This window comes from Micromonospora sp. CP22, from assembly GCF_009712475.1.
GTDB lineage: Bacteria > Actinomycetota > Actinomycetes > Mycobacteriales > Micromonosporaceae > Micromonospora.
Genome location: NZ_VCJO01000003.1, coordinates 390,902 through 412,450, shown reverse-complemented (window position 1 = coordinate 412,450; position 21,549 = coordinate 390,902). Strand labels below are relative to the sequence as shown.

The 21,549-nt window shown below is 72.0% G+C and carries 20 protein-coding genes; 16 read left to right on the top strand and 4 right to left on the bottom strand.

What is annotated here, in order from left to right; genetic code table 11:
- Positions 1-69: 69 nt before the first annotated feature.
- The 8 genes from rsmD to mutM all read left to right on the top strand — a co-directional run bounded on the left by rsmD (position 70) and on the right by mutM (position 5,583).
- Positions 70-633, top strand: coding sequence for a 16S rRNA (guanine(966)-N(2))-methyltransferase RsmD (gene rsmD, locus FF096_RS07830; RefSeq protein ID WP_155215777.1), 564 nt, complete (start codon positions 70-72; stop codon positions 631-633).
- Positions 630-1,115 carry a pantetheine-phosphate adenylyltransferase gene (coaD, locus tag FF096_RS07825; RefSeq protein ID WP_155215775.1) on the top strand — a complete coding sequence of 162 codons (486 nt, stop codon included), beginning with the start codon at positions 630-632 and terminating at the stop codon, positions 1,113-1,115. Before rsmD ends, coaD begins: the two co-directional genes overlap by 4 nt.
- Before the next feature lie 211 nt (positions 1,116-1,326).
- Entirely contained in the window at positions 1,327-1,824 is a 498-nt protein-coding gene (locus tag FF096_RS07820; protein ID WP_309222871.1) for a hypothetical protein, read from the top strand.
- A gap of 172 nt (positions 1,825-1,996) precedes the next feature.
- Positions 1,997-2,560, top strand: coding sequence for a DUF177 domain-containing protein (locus FF096_RS07815; protein WP_155215773.1), 564 nt, complete (start codon positions 1,997-1,999; stop codon positions 2,558-2,560).
- 5 nt (positions 2,561-2,565) lie between these two features.
- Complete coding sequence (gene rpmF, locus FF096_RS07810; RefSeq protein ID WP_091435485.1) at positions 2,566-2,739, top strand: 50S ribosomal protein L32; 174 nt, start codon at positions 2,566-2,568, stop codon at positions 2,737-2,739.
- A gap of 120 nt (positions 2,740-2,859) precedes the next feature.
- Positions 2,860-3,819, top strand: a complete 960-nt coding sequence (locus FF096_RS07805; protein ID WP_309222927.1) for a phosphate acyltransferase PlsX — start codon at positions 2,860-2,862, stop codon at positions 3,817-3,819.
- Positions 3,816-4,712, top strand: coding sequence for a ribonuclease III (rnc, locus tag FF096_RS07800; RefSeq protein ID WP_230462350.1), 897 nt, complete (start codon positions 3,816-3,818; stop codon positions 4,710-4,712). The genes FF096_RS07805 and rnc overlap by 4 nt, the downstream gene beginning before the upstream one ends.
- Positions 4,705-5,583 carry a bifunctional DNA-formamidopyrimidine glycosylase/DNA-(apurinic or apyrimidinic site) lyase gene (gene mutM, locus FF096_RS07795; RefSeq protein ID WP_155215769.1) on the top strand — a complete coding sequence of 293 codons (879 nt, stop codon included), beginning with the start codon at positions 4,705-4,707 and terminating at the stop codon, positions 5,581-5,583. Before rnc ends, mutM begins: the two co-directional genes overlap by 8 nt.
- Here the strand turns inward: mutM and FF096_RS07790 are convergent.
- Together FF096_RS07790 and FF096_RS07785 are read right to left on the bottom strand one after the other, a co-directional pair.
- On the bottom strand, positions 5,563-6,405 hold the full coding sequence (locus FF096_RS07790; RefSeq protein WP_155215767.1) for an endo alpha-1,4 polygalactosaminidase: 843 nt from the start codon (positions 6,403-6,405) through the stop codon (positions 5,563-5,565). The genes mutM and FF096_RS07790 overlap by 21 nt on opposite strands.
- 108 nt (positions 6,406-6,513) lie before the next feature.
- Positions 6,514-7,839, bottom strand: coding sequence for a CAP domain-containing protein (locus FF096_RS07785; RefSeq protein WP_309222870.1), 1,326 nt, complete (start codon positions 7,837-7,839; stop codon positions 6,514-6,516).
- Between the two features lie 372 nt (positions 7,840-8,211).
- Here FF096_RS07785 and FF096_RS07780 point away from each other — a divergent pair, with 372 nt between their 5' ends.
- The 3 genes from FF096_RS07780 (at position 8,212) to FF096_RS07770 (ending at position 12,911) form a co-directional block, all read left to right on the top strand.
- Positions 8,212-8,406, top strand: a complete 195-nt coding sequence (locus FF096_RS07780) for a hypothetical protein (RefSeq protein WP_093401709.1) — start codon at positions 8,212-8,214, stop codon at positions 8,404-8,406.
- A 270-nt stretch (positions 8,407-8,676) separates the two neighbouring features.
- Positions 8,677-12,291: a chromosome segregation protein SMC gene (gene smc / locus FF096_RS07775; protein ID WP_309222869.1), complete on the top strand. Its 3,615-nt coding sequence runs from the start codon at positions 8,677-8,679 to the stop codon at positions 12,289-12,291.
- Entirely contained in the window at positions 12,291-12,911 is a 621-nt protein-coding gene (locus FF096_RS07770; protein WP_309222868.1) for an HAD-IA family hydrolase, read from the top strand. Before smc ends, FF096_RS07770 begins: the two co-directional genes overlap by 1 nt.
- A 57-nt stretch (positions 12,912-12,968) precedes the next feature.
- Here the strand turns inward: FF096_RS07770 and FF096_RS26310 are convergent, their stop codons facing one another.
- Together FF096_RS26310 and FF096_RS07760 are read right to left on the bottom strand one after the other, a co-directional pair.
- Entirely contained in the window at positions 12,969-13,229 is a 261-nt protein-coding gene (locus tag FF096_RS26310) for a DUF664 domain-containing protein (RefSeq protein ID WP_255456597.1), read from the bottom strand.
- Positions 13,230-13,272: 43 nt separating this feature from the next.
- The gene (locus tag FF096_RS07760; RefSeq protein ID WP_155215765.1) at positions 13,273-14,988 is read right to left on the bottom strand and encodes an alkaline phosphatase D family protein; all 1,716 of its coding nucleotides are present in this window, start codon (positions 14,986-14,988) and stop codon (positions 13,273-13,275) included.
- 172 nt (positions 14,989-15,160) lie between these two features.
- On the opposite strand from FF096_RS07760, the gene ftsY reads away from it, so the two are divergent.
- The 5 genes from ftsY (at position 15,161) to FF096_RS07735 (ending at position 21,519) form a co-directional block, all read left to right on the top strand.
- Positions 15,161-16,348 (top strand): signal recognition particle-docking protein FtsY, encoded by a 1,188-nt coding sequence (gene ftsY, locus FF096_RS07755; protein WP_155215763.1) that lies wholly within the window; start codon positions 15,161-15,163, stop codon positions 16,346-16,348.
- A 6-nt stretch (positions 16,349-16,354) separates the two neighbouring features.
- Positions 16,355-17,218 carry an aminoglycoside phosphotransferase family protein gene (locus tag FF096_RS07750; RefSeq protein WP_309222867.1) on the top strand — a complete coding sequence of 288 codons (864 nt, stop codon included), beginning with the start codon at positions 16,355-16,357 and terminating at the stop codon, positions 17,216-17,218.
- Positions 17,219-17,397: 179 nt separating this feature from the next.
- Complete coding sequence (locus FF096_RS07745; protein WP_155215760.1) at positions 17,398-18,762, top strand: ammonium transporter; 1,365 nt, start codon at positions 17,398-17,400, stop codon at positions 18,760-18,762.
- A gap of 25 nt (positions 18,763-18,787) precedes the next feature.
- Positions 18,788-19,126 (top strand): P-II family nitrogen regulator, encoded by a 339-nt coding sequence (locus FF096_RS07740; RefSeq protein WP_196222491.1) that lies wholly within the window; start codon positions 18,788-18,790, stop codon positions 19,124-19,126.
- Between the two features lie 89 nt (positions 19,127-19,215).
- Positions 19,216-21,519: an HD domain-containing protein gene (locus tag FF096_RS07735; protein WP_375335312.1), complete on the top strand. Its 2,304-nt coding sequence runs from the start codon at positions 19,216-19,218 to the stop codon at positions 21,517-21,519.
- The last annotated feature ends 30 nt before the right edge of the window (positions 21,520-21,549 follow it).

Genomic DNA, 21,549 nt, shown 5'->3' with positions numbered 1-21,549 from the left:
GATCACGTGCGTCGTGCCGGTCGCCGGTCGGGCGTCGCGTAGCGTCGAGGGCATGAGCAGGAGCGAACGATGACCCGCATCGTCGCCGGCAGCCTCGGCGGCCGGCGGATCACCGCCCCGGCCGGCGCCGGCACCCGACCGACCTCCGACCGGGTACGCGAGGCGTTGTTCAGCGCGATCGAGGCGGAGCTGGACCTCGACGGTGTCCGCTTCGCCGACCTCTACGCGGGCTCGGGCGCGGTCGGCCTGGAGGCGCTGTCACGGGGAGCCGCGCACGCGCTGCTGGTCGAGTCGGACCCGCGTGCCGCCCGGGTGATCCGGGAGAACCTGACGACGCTGCGGGTCGGCTCCTCGGCGCGACTGGTCACCGGCAAGGTCGGCACCGTCCTGGCCGCCGGTCCGGAGGGCGACCCGTACGACGTCGTCTTCGCCGACCCGCCGTACGCGCTGTCCGACGACGGCGTACGGGCGATGCTCACCGCCCTCGTGGACGGGGGGTGGCTGGCACCGGAGGCATTGGTGGTGGTGGAGCGATCCAGCCGTGGCGGACCTGTCGATTGGGTGGAAGGCGTCACTGGCCAGCGTAGTCGCAGGTACGGCGAAACTACTCTTTGGTACGGTCGCCGATCATGAGACGTGCGGTGTGTCCCGGCTCGTTCGACCCGGTCACCAACGGTCACCTCGACATCGTCGGCCGGGCCAGCCGGCTGTTCGACGAGGTGATCGTCGGCGTACTGGTCAACCAGTCGAAGAGTGGCCTGTTCACCGTCGAGGAGCGCATCGAGATGCTGCGCGAGGTGACCGCTTCCTACGGCAACGTCCGGGTGGAGTCCTTCCGTGGCCTGCTGGTGGACTTCTGCCGGGCGCAGCGGGCGACCGTGCTCATCAAGGGCCTGCGAGCGGTCAGCGACTTCGACTACGAGTTGCAGATGGCCCAGATGAACATCGGTCTGGCCGGGGTCGAGACGCTGTTCATGCCGACCAATCCGCTCTACTCCTTCCTCTCGTCCAGTTTGGTCAAGGACGTGGCCAAGTGGGGCGGTGACGTCACGCCGCACGTGCCGGACGTGGTCCGCGAGGCGCTGAAGGTCCGGCTGGCTCCGCCGCCGGCCTGACCGCCGTCCGGCAGTTGCGGTCGCCTTTCCGTCTCCGGCGTGGCCCTCGCGGCGCGGCATGTGCAAGATCGCGGGATGTGATGGGCCGACACGCCCGAGGAGTGGGCCGGGCCATGGACGGGTGCGGGACGACATCATTGGGTGAAGCGGGAAACCGGCCGCAGCCCGCATGATGTAGGTCGGCCCGACGAACGACAGGAGTGAGGTACCGGTGGACCCGCTCGACCGCATCGACGAACTGATCGCCATCGTGGAGCAGGCGCGCTCCGTGCCGATGTCGCGCAACAACTGCATGGTCGACCGGGGCGAGATGATCGCGGCCCTCGACGAACTGCGCGCCGAGCTTCCCGCCGACCTGCGCCGCGCCGCCGCTCTCCTGGAGGAGCGGGACAAGATCATGGAGGCCGGCAAGCGGGAGGCCGACCGCATCATCAGCGAGGGTGAGGCGGAACACGCCCGCCTGGTCTCGGTGAACGAGATCACCGTCTCCGCCGAGCACGAAGGTGCCCGGATCATCGCCGAGGCGCGGGCGGAGGCGCAGCGGCTGCGCGAGGAGGTCGACGACTACGTCGACACCGCGCTGGCCAACTTCGAGCAGTTCCTCACCCGGGCGCTGGCCTCGATAGAGCGCGGCCGGGACAAGATGCACGCACTGCGGGAGATCGGCACCTTCGCCGGTGACGAGGCGGAGCGCCCGCTGCCCTTCTGATCCAGTCGATCCCGACGTCACGGAACGTCCGCTGCCGGCCGGACTGTCCACCGCCGTCGGGATCGTCCGGTGCCTCCGACGCGCCGGGACGGGCTGGTCACCCCCGGTTCGACGTTGGGGCGTCGGTCCGGGTAACCTCGTTTGTCGGCCTCTCACCGGCCGGAGTCTGACTATGCCCAAGAACTCACCCACTTCACTCGACCCCAGGTCGCCGCTGGTCCTCGACACGAGGGAGCTACCGCGCCGACCTGGTGTTCTGCGTACCGTCCAACGGGTGGTCCCGGCACCGTCTGACCTCGGCGTGGAGTTGATCGGCGTGCCGGAGGGCGCGGACCTCGACCTCGATCTGCGGATGGAGTCGGTGTCCGAGGGCGTGCTCGTCTCGGGGACCGTCAGCGGTCCGATCAAGGGCGAGTGCGGCCGTTGCCTGCGCGAGATCAACGACTCGGTGACGGTGACGATCCAGGAGCTGTACGCGTACGAGAACAGCACCACGGACGCCACCACCGAGTCCGACGAGGTGGGTCGAATGCAGGGAGACCTGATCGACCTGGAACCGGCGTTGCGGGACGCGGTGGTGCTCGCGCTGCCGAACAACCCGCTCTGCCGCCAGGACTGCCCAGGGCTGTGCCCCGACTGCGGGGTGCACCGGGACGATCTGCCGGCCGATCACAGCCACCAGCAGATCGACCCGCGTTGGGCGGGCCTGTCGCAACTGACCCGTACAGAGGAGTAAGAACCGTGGCCGTCCCCAAGCGCAAGATGTCGCGCAGCAACACCCGGTCCCGCCGGGCGAACTGGAAGGCCGCGGCGGTCGCGACCGTCGCCTGCCCGCAGTGCAAGTCCGCGAAGCTGCCGCACGCCGCCTGCTCGGTCTGCGGCACCTACAACGGCCGCCAGGTCCTCGAGGTCTGACCCGGACGGCGCGTGACGTCTCCGACCACAGGTCGGGCGACGCACACCCCCCGGCGGTCGCCCGCAACTCCGACCGACGCCGGCCGGCCCACGTCGGCCGGCGTCGAGACGGAGCCGGGCATCGCACGGATCGCCGTTGACCTCCTCGGCGGGGACGACGCTCCCGCCGTCGTGGTGGACGGCGCTCTGCGGGCGGTGTGCGACGACCCCGATCTGCACCTGCTTCTCGTCGGGCCCACCAGGGCCGCCGGCGCGTTGATCGCCGCCCTGGACCCGGCCCAGCGAGACCGGATCACGGTCCGGCCCGCCCAATCCGTCGTCGACATGGCCGACGATCCCAGCGCCGCGCGTGCCGAGACCACCGTCCGCGCGGCAGTCGCCGCCGTCCGGGCCGGGTACGCCGACGCGCTGGTCTCCGCCGGCTCCACCGGCGCGACCGTCACCGCCGCTGCCCTCGGGCTCGGTCGCTGGCCCGACGTGCGACACCCGGCCCTCGCCGCCGCGCTACCCGGCGTCTCCGGCACCGTCGTCCTGCTCGACGTCGGCGGCTCGCTGGAGCCGACCCCGGCCACGCTCGCCCGGCACGCCGTGCTCGGTGCCGCCTACGCGTCGGTGGCCCACGGCGTCGCCGCGCCCCGGGTGGGGCTGCTCTCCGTGGGCACCGAAACCGGCAAGGGCGACCGGACCCGCCGGCTCACCGACCCCATGCTCAGCGCGGCGACGCTGCCCGGCGACGCACGCTACGTCGGGCTGGTCGAGGGGTACGACGTCTGCCTCGGCACGCGCGCCGATGTGGTGGTCACCGACGGGTTCACCGGTAACGTGCTGCTCAAGGCCGTCGAAGGCGCGTACGCCATGGCCGGCGGGCCCCCGCCCGGTGGTGGCGCGCCCCGGGCGGCCGCGCTGCTCGGCGTGGCCGGCACCGTCGTCGTCTGCCACGGTGCCGCCCGCGCCGACGACATCACCTCCGGCATCGCCCTGGCCGCCCACCTCTGGCGGCGCGACGCCACCGAGCGGGTGGCCGCGCTGCTGACCGGGGACCGCACCGATCGCACGACCGACACCGAGGTACGCACATGAGCAACGACAAGCGCAGGCGGCCCGCAATCGGCCACCTGGAGGCCGCCTTCGGCGTCTCACTGGACCCGGAACTGCTGGAACGCGCGCTCACCCACCGCTCGTACGCATACGAGAACGGCGGGCTGCCCACCAACGAGCGGCTGGAGTTCCTCGGCGACTCGGTGCTGGGCGTGGTGATCACGACGGCGCTCTTCCAGAACCACCCCGACCTGCCGGAGGGGCAGCTGGCCAAGCTGCGGGCCAGCGTGGTCAACATGCGCGCGCTCGCCGACGTGGCGCGTAACCTCGGCCCCGACGGGCTCGGCCCCTACCTGCTGCTCGGCAAGGGCGAGGAGACCACCGGCGGCCGGGACAAGGCGAGCATCCTCGCCGACACCCTGGAGGCGTTGCTCGGTGCGATCTACCTCCAGTACGGGCTGGACACCGCCGCCCTCGTCATCCACCGGCTGTTCGACCCGCTGATGGCCGAATCCGCCGGCCGGGGTGCCGCGCTGGACTGGAAGACCAGCCTCCAGGAACTCACCGCCGCGCTCGGCCTCGGCGTTCCGGAGTACCGGATCGAGGGCACCGGACCGGACCACCTGAAGACCTTCACCGCCTGGGTGGTGGTCGCCGGGAACCGGTACGGCGGCGCGGACGGGCGGAGCAAGAAGGAAGCCGAGCAGCGGGCGGCGGAGTCGGCCTGGCGGACCCTCACCGAGCAGGCGGAGGCGACCGCCGACGGCTCGGCGGAGAAGCCGGCAGACGCCACCGACGGCCCGGCGGACGCCACCACCAGCTCGGCGAACGCGACCGACGGCCCGGCGGACGCCACCGACGGCTCGGCGGACGCCACCGACGGTGACAAGCGGGACCTGGTGGACGAGGTCGGGGCCCAGGCACACCATGCCTGAGTTGCCGGAGGTGGAGACCGTCCGGCAGGGACTGTCCCGCTGGGTCACCGGTCGCCGGATCCTGTCGGTGCAGGTGCGGCATCCCCGGGCGGTCCGTCGGCACCTGCCCGGCGGGGCCCACTTCGCCGACGTCTTGGCCGGCCGGAAGGTGCTCGACGTCCGGCGGCGCGGCAAGTACCTCTGGCTTCCGCTGGACAGCGGCGACGCCGTCGTCGGGCATCTCGGCATGTCCGGGCAGTTGCTGCTGCAACCGGCGGACGCGCCCGACGAGACCCACCTGCGGGTCCGGTTCCGGTTCGACGACGACGGCCCCGAGCTGCGCTTCGTCGACCAGCGCACGTTCGGTGGACTGTCGGTCAGCGAGGGCGGCGGCACCCTGCCGGCGGAGATCGCCCACATCGCCCGCGACCCGCTCGACCCGGAGTTCTCCGACCCGGAGTTCGTGGCCGCGCTGCGCCGTCGGCGTACCGAGGTCAAGCGGGCGCTGCTCGACCAGAGCCTGATCTCCGGCGTGGGCAACATCTACGCCGACGAGGCGCTGTGGCGGGCGGGACTGCACGGCACCCGCCCCACCGACGCGCTCACCGGCCCGGCCGCACAGCGGCTGCTCGGGCACGTGCGGGACGTCCTCGGTGAGGCGATCACCGCCGGTGGCACCAGCTTCGACGCCCTCTACGTCAACGTCAACGGCGAGAGTGGCTACTTCGACCGGTCGTTGAACGCGTACGGGCGGGAAGGGCAGCCCTGCCGTCGCTGTGGCACGCCGATCCGTCGTGAGGCGTTCATGAACCGCTCGTCGTACAGCTGCCCCCGGTGCCAACCCCTGCCCCGGACCAGGCCGAGCCCGCCGTCAGGGGGCCGCACACGGTAGCCGCCAGGCGTCCAGGCTGCGGTTCTTGCGCACGGAGGCGAAGCCGTAGCCGACGCTGGTCACGCAGAAATCGGTGACGGCACCGGAGTACTCGACGTGGAACACCGGTTTACCGGCGTCGACGAAGGGCAGCAACCGGTCACACTGGCCCAGCCGTACGCACTCCTCGTTGACGGCGAAGTCGAAGTCCGGGGCCAGCGCGGCGACCTGCGGCAGGTCGTTCAGCAGGCCGGGGGAGAGATCGAGCGAGCGGGCCAGCGCGGCGACCCGACGGTTGAACGCCAGCTGGTGGTCGAACTCCAACGCGAAGCCGGAAGGCCTGTCGTAACCGTCGGCGTCGGCGAACACCACCGCGCCGAATCCCTTCCCACGGCAGAGCCGGAACCGGTCGGCGAGCACCGGTCGCAGGACCTCCCACCGGCGGACGTCCAGCCAGACGCGCCCGGTGTCGGCCGCCGTGGCACCGCGTACCGGTGCCGGATAGCGACTGGCGTCGGGGTCGGCCGGGTGCATCGAGCCGATGTGCACCTGACAGACCAGCCGACGTTTGCGGGAGCGTAGCTCGGCGGTCTGCGCGGTGGTGGTGCCGACCGGGTCGAGGACGAACACGTCCGCCTCGACCTCCGGATCGAGCACCCCGGTGAGCTGCCACTGCCATTGCCAGTGCCGCGCCGAGGTGCTCGGCCAGTTGGTCGGTGCCCCCGGTGGCGTCAGCTCCGGCCGGCAGGCGGCCACGGTGACCAGCAGGGTGAACGTCAGACCGGCGGGCAGCGCCCGGCGGTGCACCCACCGCGCCGGTCGCCCGCCCAGGCCGATCCGCATCGCCAGCTCCGCAGGTCGCGGGGCGGCATCGGGCCGCCCGAGCCGGTACGCCGGGTCTCGGCGTACCCCACCCGGTCAAACGAGCGCAGACCCGACAAGGATTCGCGCTCAGCGTGGTGCGGCGAAGACCTGCGTCCAGTACGGCCCGTTGCTGCTCGCCACGCCGACGCCGATCTCGGTGAAGGCGCAGTTGAGGATGTTCTGCCGGTGTCCGGGGCTGTTCATCCAGGCGTCCATGACGGCCGCCGGGGTGCGCTGGTTCCAGGCGACGTTCTCGCCGTAGGTGCGCCAGGCGTAGTCGACCCGATCGATCCGGTCACCGGGATCGCTGCCGTCGCTGCCGGTGTGCGACATGTTCTGGTGGTCGGCCTGGTCCTGGCTGTGCCGCTGGGCCGCGGTCATCAGCTTGTCGTTGATGCTGAGCGCACCGCAACCGGCCTTCGCCCGCTCGGCGTTGACCAGCGCGACCACCTCCTCCGCCTCGGAGGCGACACCGGCGGAGGACGACGGGCTGGTCGAGGCGCCGCGGCTCGGACTGCCCTGCCGGTCGGCGTTGAGCCGGGACGCGGCAGTGGTGCGCGCTGGCGAGGGTGTGGCCCGCGCCGACCGGCTCGCCGACGGTGACGCGGTGGCGGTGCTGGGAGAGGCGCTCGGGCTCGCGCTGGGACTCGGGCTCGGGCTCTCGGACAGGTCGAACGGAAGGGCCTGGTCCTCGTCCTCCGTCAGTGCCGGCGCGCTGGCGACAGGTGCCTCGTCGGCCGTGGTGGACGGGGTGTCGTCGCCGGGCAGTGCCAGGGCCGCGACCCCGATGCTCACCACGAGGGTGGCCGCCGCGGCGGCACCGCCCATCACCAGGGGGCGGGACCGCCGCCCGGACCGACGGCCCTTGCCGCTCGGTTCGCGTCCCGGCTCGTCGGCTCCGACCGGCTCGCGGTGCGCGGTCTGCGCCGACTGGTAGGGGGAACGGAGGACCGGTTCGGCGTACGGGTCGGTCCGGTCGGGGTAGCCGACGGACTGATCGGCGTACCGGTCGGGCCGATCATCGTAGGCGTACGGGCTGCCCTGCGGCGACGCGTGGGGGGTGGACCAGCCGTCGGTGTCGCGGTGGTGCCGTCCGGCCTCCTGCCAGGACGACGCGGAGGTGTCGTGCCAGTCCTGTCCCGCCGTCGGGTACGCCTGCTCGGTGGGCTGGTAGGGGTGCTGATCGGCAGGCCGCCACTGCTCGGTGGGCTGGTGGGGGTGCGTGAGGTCGGATCGCCACTGCTCGGTGGGCTGGTCGCGGTACCACCCGGCCGAGGGCTCCTCCGGGTCGTCGCCGAACAGATAGGACGACCGTGGTGCCGGCCGGTCGGTCAACCAGGCCGGTTCGTCGGTCCACGATTCCTCTCGCCGGGGGGTGTGTTCCGGGTCGATCGGATCATTCCAGCCGTGCACGCCGGTTGCCTCCACACATCAGTTGAGAGCCGGGGTGACGCTACGTGCCGCTTCTGAGCAGCAGCAATCTGGCTAAGGAAGAGTTAAGAGGAGCTTGTACGTCCGGGTGAGGTCTTCGGCGATTCCGAAGCGTAGAGTCGAGATGTCCGGACAGAGCGTGTCCGCGCCTTTGAGGCAGCCTCCCGCGACAGGTGTGGCCGACACCGAGATGATCTACGGCCTGCGTGAACTTGACGAAGCAGGGGCTGTCGGCTCAATATGGTGTTGTCGCCAGTCGCGCCCGGCCATGCCCAGAAATTGTGGGAATGGTAGTCGCGTTCACAGGGGCGCGCGTTGGCCGGCCTCTCCGGCAGCGCACATCAAGGAGTAAAAATGGCGAAGGCCCTCTACGGCCACGTAGGTGCGGCGCCCGACCGGCGCCTGCTCGACGAGGTCACCCGACTGCGTGCCAGGGTTCAGTCCCTAGAGTTCGAGGTCACGCGCCTGCGAGCTGAGAACGATCGGCTCGCGGCGGCTGCGGCGGAGGCGGACGATCTGCTCCGTCTGGCCGAGCCCGCGTTGACCTGACCCACCTGGCCGCACACCGCGACCGCACCCATTGGTCGCGACAACTGAACAGCACCACCGCACTGAGCGCGCCGACACCATGTGCCGGCGCGCAGCTCTGTGCGTACCCGGTCGGCATGGGCTGTTCGGGGGCACGCGACCCGGACGGTGCCGGCGACCGGCAGGCGGGTCGCGTCGTGTGCGCCACCCGGTCCCGGGTTAGTCTGCGGGTTTACCAGGGTCCGCGCAGCCGGGCGACGGTACGGCGGCCACCGGACGAGGATCGAGAAGGTGCATCTCAAGAGCCTGACGGTGAAGGGCTTCAAGTCCTTCGCCTCCGCGACAACGCTCAAGCTGGAGCCGGGGATCACCTGCGTGGTGGGCCCCAACGGCTCCGGCAAGTCCAACGTCGTCGACGCCATCGCCTGGGTGCTCGGCGAGCAGGGCGCGAAGGCGTTGCGCGGCGGCAAGATGGAGGACGTCATCTTCGCCGGCACCGCCGGACGGGCGCCGCTGGGCCGCGCCGAGGTGACCCTCACCATCGACAACACCGACGGTGCCCTACCGATCGAGTACACCGAGGTCTCCATCACCCGCCGGATGTTCCGTTCCGGCGAGAGCGAGTACGAGATCAACGGCGACTCCTGCCGGCTGCTCGACATCCAGGAGCTGCTGAGCGACTCCGGTATCGGCCGGGAGATGCACATCATCGTCGGTCAGGGCCGCCTCGACGGGATGCTGCACGCCAAGCCGGAGGACCGGCGGGCGTTCATCGAGGAGGCGGCCGGCGTCCTCAAGCACCGCAAGCGCAAGGAAAAGGCGCTGCGCAAGCTCGACGCGATGCAGACCAACCTCAACCGGCTCACCGACCTCACCGCCGAGCTGCGCCGACAGCTCAAGCCGCTCGGCCGACAGGCCGAGGTGGCGCGCCGCGCCGCGGTGATCCAGGCCAACCTGCGCGACGCCCGGCTGCGGCTGCTCGCCGACGACCTGGCCACGTTGCGGACCACGCTGGACAAGGAGATCGCGGACGAGACCGCGCTCCGGCAGCGACGCGAGCAGGTCGAGGCCGAGCACGCCGAGGTGCAGTCCCGCCTCGGTGAACTGGAAGAGGCGCTGGCGTCCGACGCGCCGCTGCTGGCCGCCGCGCAGGACACCTGGTACAAGCTCTCCGCGTTGCAGGAGCGGTTCCGCTCGATCGAACAGCTCGCGGTCGAGCGGCTGCGGCACCTCAGCGCCACCCCGGACGACGAGCGCCCGGGTCGGGACCCGGAGCAACTGGAGGCCGAGGCCGACCGGGTACGCGAGCAGGAGGAGGAACTGCGCGCGGCGCTCACCGACGACCAGATCCGGCTCGCCGAGGCGGTCGAGCACCGCCAGGAACTGGAACGACAGCTCGCCGCCGCCGAGCGGGAACTGGTCGCCGCCGCGAAGGCGATCGCCGACCGGCGTGAGGGCCTGGCCCGGCTGACCGGGCAGGTCAACTCCGCCCGGGCGCGGACCACCAGCGCCGGTGAGGAGATCGAGCGGCTCGCCGCCGCGCACACCGACGCGCTGGCGCGCGCCGAGCGGGCCCAGGCCGAGCTGGACGCGGTCGCGGAGCAGTCCACCGAGGCGGATCGCGACAACGCCGACCTGGACGCCCGGCACGCCGAGGCGGTCGCCGCCCAGGAACGGGCGCAGGCCACGGTGCGTGCCCTGTCGGACGCGGAACGGGCGGCGGAGAAGGACGCCGCGACCTGGAAGGCCCGGGAGGAGGCGCTCGCCCTCGGCCTGCGCCGCAAGGACGGCGCCGGGGCCCTGCTGGCCCGCGCCGACCAGGTCCCCGGCCTGTTGGGTGGCCTCGCCGGCCTGCTCACGGTGGCCCCGGGCCACGAGGCCGCGCTCGCCGCCGCGCTCGGTGGTCTGGCCGACGCGGTCGCGGTGACCGGCGTGGACGAGGCGGTCGAGGCGATGCGCCTGCTCAAGATCTCCGATGCCGGGCGGGCCGGGCTGGTCGTCGGTAGCCCCGCCGGGCCGGGGATGACCGGCTCGGTCGACGCGTTGCGGCCGAAGCTGCCCGACCGCGCGCAATGGGCACCCGACCTGGTCGAGTGCGACGCACAGATCCGGCCCGCGGTGCACCGGGCGCTGCGTGACGTGGTCCTGGTGGACGACCTCGCCGCCGCCGCCGAGGTGGTCGCCGGCAACCCCGAACTGCGTGCGGTCACCCGGGAAGGCGACGTCCTCGGCGCGTACGCGGCAGCCGGCGGGTCGGCCAAGGCACCCAGCTACATCGAGGTGCAGGCGGCCGTCGAGGAGGCGCGGGCCAACCGGCTGGCGGCCGAGCGCACCAGCGCCGAGCTGCGGGAACAGCTGGTCGAGGCGCGTGCCGAGGTGGCCGTCGCCAAGGAGGCGGTGCAGCACGCCGCAGCGGCCAAACGGGAGGCGGAGAGCCACCGCAACGCCGCGGCGCGGCGACTGGCCGAGCTGGGGGCCGCCGCGCGGTCGGCGAAGGCGGAGACAGACCGGCTCGGCGAATCCCGCTCGCGTGCCGAGGCGGCCCGGGAACGGGACCTCGCCACCCTGGCCGAGCTGGAGGAACGGCTGCGGTTGGCCGAAGCCACCCCGATCGACGCGGAACCCTCCACCGAGGAACGCGACCAGCTCGCCGCGATGGTGCCGCAGGCCCGGCAGAACGAGATGGAGGTCCGGCTCGCGGTGCGTACCGCCGAGGAGCGGGTGGCCTCCATCTCCGGACGGGCCGACTCACTGCGCCGGCAGGCCAGCGCCGAGCGGGCGGCCCGGGAACGGGCGGCGGCCCGCCGCGCGGCACGGACCCGGGGCGCCGCCATCGCCCGCGCCGTGGCCGGTGGTGCGCGGACAGCGCTGACCCAGCTGACCAGCAGCATCGCGCGGGCGGAGGAGCACCGCGACACGGTGGCGCGGGAACGGGCCACCCGCGAGGCGGAGCTACAGGAGGTGCGAGCGGCCGCGAAGCGGTTCGGTGCGGAACTGGAACGGCTCACCAGTCAGGTCCACCGGGACGAGGTCGCCCGAGCCGAGCAGCGGCTGCGTATCGAGCAGTTGGAGGCCAAGGCCGCCGAGGACTTCGGCCTGACGGTCGAGACGCTGATCGCCGAGTACGGCCCGAGTCAGTTGGTGCCGCCCACCGAGGCCGAGGTGGCCGCCGCCGAGCGGGACGGCCTCGCGGTGCCTGAGCCGGTCCGCTACGAACGCCCGGTGCAGGAGAAGCGGGCCGCCAAGGCCGAACGGGAACTGGCCCTCCTCGGCAAGGTCAACCCGCTCGCGCTGGAGGAGTTCGCGGCGCTGGAGGAGCGGTACAAGTTCCTCTCCGAGCAGTTGGAGGATCTCAAGGCCACCCGGCGTGACCTGCTCACCGTGGTCAAGGATGTCGACGACCGGATCCTGGAGGTCTTCGCCAGCGCCTTCGCCGACACCGCCCGGGAGTTCGAGCAGGTCTTCACCGTGCTGTTCCCCGGCGGGGAGGGCCGGTTGGTCCTCACCGACCCGGACGACCTGCTGACCACCGGCGTCGAGGTCGAGGCCCGCCCGCCGGGCAAGAAGATCAAGCGGTTGTCGCTGCTCTCCGGCGGAGAACGATCCCTGACCGCGGTGGCGATGCTGGTGGCGATCTTCCGTGCCCGGCCCAGCCCCTTCTACATCATGGACGAGGTCGAGGCGGCTCTCGACGACGTGAACCTGGGCCGGCTGATCACCCTGCTGGCCCAGCTGCGGGAGAAGAGCCAGTTGATCGTCATCACGCACCAGAAGCGGACCATGGAGATCGCCGACGCGCTCTACGGTGTGACGATGCGCGGCGGGGTGACCCAGGTGATCAGTCAACGGCTCAACCGGGCCGACGGGGAAGACGAGCGGCAGAGCCGCGGCGAGGAGAACGGGTAGTGGCTCGGGAACGCGCGACGGCGCTCCTGGTGGACTTCGACGGTGTGCTGCGGCGCTGGGATCCGGCGGTCGCCGCCGGCGTCGAGCGGGAGTACGGCCTCTCCGCCGGTGTGCTCGGCGAGATCGCCATGCAGTGGGGACGGCTGCAACCCGTGCTCACCGGCCAGATCAGTCACGCCGACTGGATGACCAGCGTGGCCGACGCGCTCACCCCGTCCGTGGGGGACGCCGAGCGGGCCCGGGCGGCGGTGGCGCAGTGGCAGCGCTATCGCGGAGAGGTCGATGCGGAGGTGCTGGCGTTCGTCCGCGAGGTCAGGGCCGCCGGCATCCGGGTCGGACTCGGCACCAACGCGACCGACCTGCTCGACGCCGACCTGACCGCGCTCGGTCTGACCGACGAGTTGGACGTGGTGGTGAACTCCTCGGTCATCGGCGTGCACAAGCCGGCACCCGAGTACTTCCAGGCCGCCTGTGCGGCGCTGGAGACCCCGCCGTCGCGGGTGCTCTTCGTCGACGACGAGGATCGGGCGATCAGCGGCGCGCGGGCGGCCGGACTGTCGGCGTACCGCTGGAACGGGCCGGCTGACCTGCGTTACCTGCGCGCCGCGCTGGCCGGCTGAGGCGCGCCGTCGCCGGCCCGGTCGCTGTCTGCTGGTGACGACCGGGCCGCGTGCGGTTCACTCGCCGACGACACCGTCGATGCGTTCGCGGATCAGGTCGGCGGGCCCGTTGTGCCGGGCGTACTCCTCGATCATGTGGACGTAGACCCAGCGCAGGTTGAACGTCCGCCGTTTCGGACCGACCTCGGTGAACGTCTCGTCGAGCGACCGACCGACGACGGCGGCACGGGCCAGCGCCACCTCCCGGTGGTAGGTGGCGAAGTCCGCACCGACGTAGGGCTCCGGGGTCCGGTCGATCTGTGGTGCTGTCCATGTCATCCGAGGATTCTGGCCCGTACGTCTGACAGGTGGCGAGGCGGATTCAGCCGCCGGTGCCCTCGGCGAGCCGCTGCCGCGCCACCTCGTGCAGGTCACCGTCGTTGGTGGTGCCCTCGATGATCACCTCGGCCCCGCGACCGGCGTGGGTGAGCGTCGCCACCGCGTTGCCGAAGTAGGGCCCGGCCAGCCGGCGCCACTTGACCAGGGGGCGGCGGACCCCGGCCGTGCGGGCCAGGGCACGTGTCGCCCCGGCCGGGCCGCGCGCCCACCCGAGCCGCATCAACGGGCGCATCCCGGCGGGCACCTGGTTGTGGATCGGCGAGCAGGTCAGCTGGTGCACCGGGGTGCGTACGGTGGGGTCGGCGAACCGGACCCGCGCCACGTACGAGTGGTGCACGTCGCCGGAGAGCACGCTGATCGACGCCGGTGGCGGGTACGCCGGACCGGCCCCCTTGCGGTCGTCGGGCGTGCCCGGTTCGCCGCCGCCGATGCGGGCGAACAGTTCGGCCAGCGCGTCGAACGAACGGCGGAACGCGGCCCAGTGCTCCAGGTCCAACCCTCGGCGCAGCTGTTCGCCCAGCCGGGCGACCCACGGTCGGGGCGAGTCCGCCAGCTTCTCGTTCCACGCCTCGACGTGGTGGATGCCCGGTGGCAGCAGCCAGGGCAGCGAGGAGCCGACCACGAGGTGGTCGTAGCCGCCGTGTGCGCGGTCGACGAACCACGACCACTCGCCGGGCGGCAGCATCGCCCGACGGCCCGGCAGCAGCACCCGGCTGCACCGGTTGTCCAGCATCACCAGTCGGGTGCGGCCCAGGTCGAGCGAGTAGCTCCACTGGTACTGCACCGCCTGCCAGCGTTCGGTGTCGTGGGCCAGGTCCGCCTCGGTGTCGACCCGCGCACCGAACTCCCGCAGCACCTCGGTGGCGTCCTCCGCAGCGCTCACCTTGGCGAAGACCGGGTCCGCGGCGATCTCGTCGGGGGAGAGGTTGCCGAGGTGTTGGTAGACCCAGTAGGAGGCCAGGCCGCTGGTGATCCGCTCGGCCCACCACGGCTGTTCGCGCATGTCGGCCCGCCAGGAGGCCGAGGTGTTCCAGTCGTCGATGATCTCGTGGTCGTCGAAGATCATCACGCTCGGCATGGTGGAGAGGAGCCAGCGAATCTCCGGATCACTCCACGACTCCAGGTACAACTTCGTGTACTCGTCGAAGCTGACCACCTGGTCGCTCGGGGCGTCCGCCGGACGCCGCCGCCGTCGACGCAGCAGACGCTTCACGGTCCGCGAGGTCTCGTCGGCGTAGACCTGGTCGCCGAGCAGCACCAGCAGGTCGGGCAGGGCCGCCGGGTCGGATTCGGCCATCACCCGCCGGGCGTACGCGTCGAGCGCGTCCGGCGGCAGCTTACGGGTGGTGGCGTGCGGGGTGGCCTCCCGGCAGGAACCGAAGAGCAGCCGGACCGGCTGGTCCCGGTCGTCGGCGGCCCGGGTCCGGATGACACTGGGCGGAAAACGGCTCTCCGGCAGCGGCCAGACCACCCGGTCGTCGACCAGCACCTCGTAGCGGGTGGTGCTGTCCGGGGTGAGGCCGTCGACGACCACCAACGCGTAGTGGTGCTCGTACGCGCTGAAGGTGGGTGCGGTGCCGCTGGCACCGTCGGCCGTGCGGACGGTGACCACCGACGGCGCTGTGGTCTCCACCCACACGGTGGCCCGAGTGCCGACGACCCGGCGTAGCAGGGGGCCGATGAGCAGCTCGGCAGCCATACGGACACCTCCAGACGAGAGAATGTCATCCTTTACTACCCGGCTGGTGGCGCACCACTGCCAACTGTGGCCGAGACTACCGCCGATTTTTGATCACCCCGGGGGCAGAGCGCCGTCGCCCGGCGGGGCCGGTGGCTGAGACGCGGTCGCCGGCATCTGACAGGATTCCGGCATGACGGAATACCTCCTCATCGCTCTCGCCCTGCTCGGCCTGCTGATCCTCGGCGGCATCGGGCTGGTCGTGCCGCGGCTGCGCCGACGGCCTCAGCCGCCGCTGCCGCGTACGGAGGTCGACACGCGGGCGGAAGAGGACCTCGCCGGTCCGCCGGTGCAGGCACCGGAGGCCGATCTGTCCACCGGTGTCCTGGTCGAGCCGCCGGTCGTCGAGGCACCGGCACCGACCGTCGAGGTGCCCGAGCCGACCGCCGGACGGCTGGTGCGGCTGCGGTCGCGGCTGTCGCGGTCGCAGAACGTCTTCGGCAAGGGCCTGCTCGGCCTGCTCAGCCGGGACCGACTCGACGAGGATGTCTGGGAGGAGATCGAGGACAGCCTGATCACCGCCGACGTCGGCATCGACGCCACCCGGGAGATCGTCGACCGGCTGCGGGAGCGCACCCGGGTGCTGGGTACCCGTTCGACGGCCGAACTGCGCACCCTGCTCGCGGCCGAGCTGGTCAACGCGCTCGACCCGTCGCTGGACCGGTCGCTGCACACCGCCCCGAAGGAGGGCGTGCCGGCGGTGCTGCTCGTGGTCGGGGTCAACGGTGCGGGCAAGACCACCACCTGCGGCAAGATCGCCCGGGTGCTCATCGCCGACGGCCGTAGCGTGCTGCTCGGCGCGGCCGACACCTTCCGCGCCGCTGCCGCCGACCAGTTGCAGACCTGGGCGGGTCGCGTCGGTGCCGAGACGGTGCGTGGCCCCGAGGGCGCCGACCCGGCCAGCGTCGCCTTCGACGCGGTCAAGCGGGGCATCGAGACAGGGGTGGACACCGTCCTCGTCGACACCGCCGGCCGCCTGCAGAACAAGATCGGCCTGATGGACGAGCTGGGCAAGGTCAAGCGGGTGGTGGAGAAGCACGGCCCGATCGACGAGACCCTGCTGGTGCTCGACGCCACCACCGGCCAGAACGGGCTGGAGCAGGCACGCGTGTTCACCGAGGTGGTCAACGTCAGCGGCGTGGTGCTGACCAAGCTCGACGGCACGGCCAAGGGCGGCATCGTCATCGCCGTGCAGCGCAAGCTCGGCATCCCGGTGAAGCTGGTCGGCCTCGGCGAGGGCGCGGACGACCTGGCGCCGTTCGACCCGGCCCAGTTCGTCGACGCGTTGCTGGGTACCGAGCCCACCGGTCAGACCGCGTAACCTCGGGTGACCAGAAACGATCGCGCGTACGCGGGCTGGCGTGACCCGAGTCACCCGTCGCAGCGCCTCGGGAGACCGTACGTGACTTCGCAGGAGATCCCGCTGCACGGCGGGAACGTGAGCACCGTGGTGCGGGTCGGTGACACGGTGCGGCGCAACGCCGGTCCGTGGACCCCGTCGGTGCACGCCCTGCTGCGTCACCTGGAGTACGTCGGGTTCACCGGTGCGCCCCGTGCCCTCGGCATGGACGAGCGCAACCGGGAGGTGCTGTCGTACCTGGAGGGGGAGTGCGGGGAGTACCCGTTGGCCCCGCACTGGGTTACCGACGAGGCACTTGTCACGGTCGCGACCATGCTGCGCATGTTCCACGACGCCCAGTACGGTTTCGTGCCGCCGCCGCAGGCGGTGTGGCGCTCGTTCGGCCCACCGCCGCCGGACACCGAGGTCATCTGCCATCACGACGCGGCACCGCACAACGTCATCTGGCGGCCGGACGGCACCCTCGGGCTGATCGACTTCGACCTGGCCTCGCCGGGTGCCCGGATCTACGACGTGGCGTACGCGGCGTGGACCTGGGTGCCGATCTTCTCCGACCGGGACTCCATCACGCTGGGCTGGAAGCACCCCGACCGGCCGCGTCGGCTGCGGCTGTTCGCCGACGCGTACGGGCTCATTCCCCGTGACCGGCACCGGCTGATCCGGACCATCCGCAAGCGGATCGTCGACCACGTGGAGGGCATCCGGCGGATGGCCGCGGCGGGGGAGCCGGCGTTCGTCCGGATCGTGCACAAGGGGCACCTGCGCCGACCGATGCGGGATCTGCGGTTGCTCGACTACGAGCGACACGCCCTCGAATACGCCCTTCGCTGATCAGTCGGGGGATGGGTCGGCACCGAATGGCCGATCCGCTTCCGTCAAAGCGCGGAGGTGTGCGGTTTTCTTCACACGTCCGAAACAAGCTGTCACTATTCGGAAACCAGCCGGGGTCCCTGTGTGAAACAGCCGACGACCAGGCTTCCGCGCAACCGGCGTACGGGCGATGCTGCGCGATGCCGGGAGGGAGGGAAAACAACCCGAGAGGAGGCAGCGTGCCGGAGCTAGATTCTGGTGCCACCGCCTGGATTTTGACTTCAGCCGCGCTGGTGTTGCTCATGACGCCCGGCCTGGCGCTGTTCTACGGGGGCATGACGCGGTCCAAGTCCGTGCTCAACATGATGATGATGAGCTTCGGCGCGATCGGTCTGGTCAGCCTGTTGTGGGTGTTCTACGGCTACAGCATCGCGTTCAGCGGGGACATCGGCGGGATCACCGGTGATCTTTCCGCCGCTGGGTTGCGCGGCATGCTGGAGAGCGGGACCGAGGGCGGTATCCCGGACCTGCTCTTCGCCGGATTCCAGCTGATGTTCGCGGTGATCACCGTTGCTCTGATCAGCGGTGCGATCGCCGACCGGGCCCGGTTCGGCCCGTGGCTGCTCTTCGCCGGCCTGTGGGCCACCCTGGTCTACTTCCCCGTCGCGCACTGGGTGTGGGGCGGCGGCTGGATCGGCGAGTTGGGCGTGCTCGACTTCGCCGGTGGTACGGCGGTGCACATCAACGCCGGTGCCGCGGCGCTCGCCCTGGCGCTCGTCCTGGGTCGGCGGGTCGGTTGGCCGAAGGACAAGTTCAAGCCGCACAACCTGCCGATGGTGCTGCTCGGCGCGGCGCTGCTGTGGTTCGGCTGGTTCGGCTTCAACGCCGGCTCGGCGGGTGCCGCCGACGGTGCCGCCGCCGTCTCGCTGATCAACACGCAGGTCGCCACCGCCGCCGCGGTGCTCGGCTGGATCGTGGTGGAGTGGCTCCGCGACGGCAAGCCGACCACCCTGGGTGCGGCCTCCGGTGCGATCGCCGGTCTGGTCGGTATCACCCCGGCCTGTGCGTTCCTGGAGCCGCTGGGTGCCATCGCCCTCGGCTTGATCGCCGGTGCGATCTGTGCGCTCGCGGTCGGCCTGAAGTACAAGCTCAAGTACGACGACTCGCTCGACGTGGTCGCGGTGCACATGGTCGGCGGCATCATCGGCTCGCTGCTCATCGGCTTCCTGGCCATCGAGGTGCTCTCCGGTGAGGGCAACGCCGGTCTGCTCTACGGTGGCGGCATCAAGCTGCTGGGCCTTCAGGCGGTCGGTGTGATCGCGGTGCTGGTCTACTCGTTCGTGGTGGCGTACATCATCGGGTTCGCGATCGAGAAGACCATCGGTTTCCGCGCCAGCACCGAGGCGGAGGTCGAGGGCATCGACAACGCCGAGCACGCGGAGAGCGCGTACGAGTTCAGCTCCACGGGTGGCGGCGGTGGGGCGTTCGCCGCCGCGGGCATCGGCACCTCGGCCGCGCCGAAGACCGAGCCCACCGAACCGGTAAGCGAGAAGGTCGCCGGCTAACGTTCCTGAGATGGAGGGGTTGGACATGAAGCTGGTGACCGCGGTCATCAAGCCGCACCAGTTGGACGCCGTCAAGGAGGCCCTGCACACGCTGGGCGTGGCCGGGCTGACGGTGAGCGAGGTTCAGGGCTACGGGCGGCAGAAGGGCCACACCGAGGTCTACCGAGGCGCTGAGTACACCGTCGAGTTCCTGCCCAAGATCCGGGTGGAGGTGCTCACCGACGAGATCGACGTCGAGAAGATCGTCGACGCCGTCGTGGCAGCCGCCCGGACGGGCAAGATCGGTGACGGCAAGGTCTGGGTGACCGCTGTCGAGGAGGTCGTCCGGGTCCGTACTGGCGAGCGCGGCCTGGACGCACTGTAGGACGAACATCGATGACCTCGTTGACCAGCAGGACAGGCTCAGTACCCCCCGGTAGCACTGAACTCCTGGTCAACGAGGTTGTCGGCATCATGGCCGGGATCGGCGCGGCAGCGCGTCGGGCCCGCGCCGACGCGTACGACGCCTGGCTGGCCCGGTTGCTGCCGGACCGGCCGGGCGTCGCGCTGCTCGCGGTCGGCGGACTGGGTAGGCGGCAGTGCGCCCCCTACGGTGACCTCGACCTGGTGCTGGTACACGCCGGGGTGCCCGGCATCGACGAACTGGCCGCCGCGCTCTGGTACCCGATCTGGGACGCCGGGGTGCGGCTGGACCACTCCGTACGGACCGTCGCCGAGGCGCTGTCGGTCGCCCAGGACGACGTGAAGGTGGCCCTCGGGCTGCTCGACGCCCGGCTCGTCGCCGGTGACCCGGAACTCGCCCACACGCTGCTGGACCGGGCGACCGACCACTGGCGGCGTACCGCCGTCCGCCAGCTCGGGCCCCTGCGGGAGAGCAGCGCCGCCCGCTGGCACGCCCACGGTGAACTGGCCCACCTGCTGGAGGGTGACCTCAAGGAGGCGGCCGGTGGCCTGCGCGACGTGGGCATCCTGCGGGCCATCGCCACCGCCGGGATCACCGACGCGCTACGACCCGCCGTGCACGCCGCGCACCTGCGGCTGCTGGACACCCGTGACGCCCTGCACCAGCAGGTCGGCCGGCGGGTCGACCGGCTGCTGGCGCAGGAACGCGACCCGGTGGCGGCCCTGCTCGGCCTGCGCCGGACGCCGTTCGGTGGCGCCGAGGACGTCCCACCGGGCGTGGTGCCGCCGCAGCCTGAGGAGATGTCGGCGGAGCAGCGATCCGCGATGGCGTCGCGGCCGGAGGACGGCGACGGCGACACCCTGCTGCGTCGGGTCGCCAGCGACGCCAGGACCATCAGCCACGCTCTGGACGACGCCTTCCGCGCCGCCGACCGGCTGCGCTCCGGTCGCCGCCGGGGTGCCGACGGAAGGCCGCTGCGCCGACCGGTCGCCCGGGACGTGGTGGAACACGACGGCGAGCTGGTGCTGGCCCGTACCGCCATCGGGGCCCGCCCCGACGCCAGCCTCTCGCTGCGGATGGCCGCCGCCGCGGCGACCACCGGGCTGCCGATCGCCCGAGCGACCTGCGAGTGGCTGGCCTCGTACTGCCCGCCGTTGCCGACGCCGTGGCCGACGGAGGCGCGCGCCGCCCTGACCACACTGCTGGGGGCGGGGGCCGACATCATCCCGGCCTGGGAGACCTGTGACCGGTACGGCCTGGTCGACGGTTGGTTGCCGGAGTGGACCCGGCTGCGCAGCCTGCCCCAGCACAACCCGGTGCACCGGTTCACCCTGGACCGTCACCTGGTGCAGACGGCGGCCGAGGCCAGCCGGCACGCCCGCGACGTGGATCGCCCCGACCTGCTGCTGTTGGCCGCGCTGCTGCACGACGTCGGCAAGGGCCTCCCCGGCGACCACAGTGTGGTGGGCGCACCGATCGCCGAGGGGATCGCGACCCGGATCGGCCTGCCGGCGGCCGAGGCGGCGCTGATCGGCAAGCTGGTCCGGCTGCACCTGGTGCTGCCCGAGGTGGCCACCCGGCGGGATCTGTCCGACCCGGTCACCATCGCCCGGGTGGCCGAGTCGGTGGGCGACGTGACCACCCTCGACCTGCTGTACGCGCTGGTGCGGGCCGATGCCGCCGCGACCGGCCCGGCCGCCTGGACGGACTGGAAGGGTCGGCTGGTCGCCGAACTGGTCGCCCGGGTCCGCACCACGCTCGACACGGGCGACGTACCCGCCCCGCCGGCACCCGACCCGACGCTGGTGGCCGGGCCGCTGCCGGTCGTACACCTGACCGCCGACCGGGTGGCGGTGGCCGCGGCGGACCGGCGTGGCCTGCTCGCGACGGTGGCCGGCTGCCTGGCCCTGCACCGGCTGGAGGTGCTCTCCGCCGACGCCTCGACGGTGGACGGGCGGGCGCTGGTGGAGTGTCTGGTGCAGCCGCGCTACGGCCTGGCCCCGGATCCGGTGGCGCTGAGCGCGGACCTGCGCCGGGCGGTGCGCGGCGACGTCTCGGTGAACCAGCGACTGCGCGGTCGGGCCCTGGCCGCACGGGGGGCCGGGGCCCGACCTCGGGTGGTCTGGCACCGGGACGCCGCCACCGACGCGGTGCTGTTGGAGCTGCGCGCCGCCGACGCCGCCGGACTGCTCTACCGGGTGACCAGTGCGCTGGACGCGGCCGGCGCCCAGGTCCGGGCGGCCCGGATCGCCACGCTCGGCGGTGACGTGGTGGACGCCTTCTACCTGGTCGGTGGCTGGCCACCGGAGGACGAACGGGCCCGCCTGGAGGCGGCCGTCCTCGCCGCCGTGTGAGCACCTGACCGGTCGTGGTCGGCCTCGGCC